The following is a 1,178-nucleotide window of genomic DNA, read 5'->3' on the forward strand; positions in this document are numbered from 1 at the left end:
ATGCCGATGTGCAGCTGCTCGGCCGCGGTGATGCCCAGTGCCTGGGTAATCACGTTGCGATGGGGATGACGCGCTGCCTGCGAGGCGTCGAGCGTGCCTGCGGCCACCAGCTCCTGCACCAGCGAATGATCGTGGCTCACCTGGCGTAGCGTTTTCTGCCAGAGATACACGCGGCTATCGCCCACCCACACCACTTCGTAGCTGTCCGCGTGCAGGCGGATGGCAGCGATCGTCGTGCCCATCGGCAGCGGATCGCGAAAGCTTCGGCTGTGCTGGATCAGTCGTTCGTCCGCCGCGCGCACGGCTTCGACCAGATTGTGGCCACGCATGACCAGGTCGGCCACGGCGTCGCGCACCAAAGCGGCAGCCACTTCGCCGTGCTGGTGCCCGCCCATGCCGTCGGCCACGAGAAAAAGGCCGAGCGATGCGTCGGCGTAGTAAGTGTCTTCGTTCCGCGCGCGGCGCAGGCCGACGTGGGTTCCGTGTCCGAATTCGATCATGAGGTGCCTGGTGTGGCGGTGCGAGGCGAGCATGACGGATTGGGGAGGGATGCGTAAAGAAGCTTCTGGGTTCTAGCGAGTTCGTGTGGTGTGTTCGTGTCAGGCGACCGCAGCATGGAGCTTGATGCCAACGGCGCGTAGCACTTTCAAAATGGTGGCGAAGTCCGGGCTGCGCTCGCCCGAGAGCGCCTTGTACAGGCTTTCGCGAGATAGACCAGCATCTCTGGCCACCTGGCTCATGCCTTTGGCGCGGGCGATGTTGCCTAGAGCACCAGCAATAAACGCGGCATCGCCGTTGCTCTCTTCGATGCAGGCGTCGAGATAAGCGGCGCAGTCTTCGGACGTGGTTAGGTAGTCAACCACGTCATAGGGGAAGGTTTCCGTCTTCTTCATGGTCGGGTCGCCTGTTTTGCAAGTTGCTTGCGAGAGCCGGCGGCTGTGCGATCGCCGGAGTCTTTGTAGACCATGATGAGCTGAATGTAGCCGGCGGGCTACAGGTGAGCGATTGAGCTGATGTAAGAACAGGGCCTGCTTCGTTGCGCGTTTTTGGTCGCGGGAGGGGTGGGATTGTTGGGTCCATCCACCCCTCCGCGCTGCGCGCTACGGGGCCAGCCTGCGGCTGTCCAAATTTGCTCCTGGCAAATTTGTCGAACCGGTGGGTTCTCATCGAGTCCACCC

Annotated in this window: 2 protein-coding genes; both read right to left on the reverse strand. The window is 62.3% G+C overall.

Annotated features, from left to right (window positions below; all coding sequences use genetic code 11):
- On the reverse strand, positions 1–500 hold a 500-nt coding region (locus tag AC1DMG_RS22260), incomplete at its 3' end, for a PP2C family protein-serine/threonine phosphatase (protein WP_477181164.1).
- Positions 501–599: 99 nt separating this feature from the next.
- Positions 600–893: an addiction module antidote protein gene (locus AC1DMG_RS22265; RefSeq protein ID WP_441603223.1), complete on the reverse strand. Its 294-nt coding sequence runs from the start codon at positions 891–893 to the stop codon at positions 600–602.
- Positions 894–1,178 lie beyond the last annotated feature (285 nt).

It is taken from the genome of Dyella sp. 01N36, assembly GCF_056399745.1.

Coding starts and splice junctions, on each gene's coding strand:
- AC1DMG_RS22265 (WP_441603223.1), bottom strand. CDS start 893: ATGAAGAAGACGGAAACCTTCCCCTATGACGTGGTTGACTACCTAACC.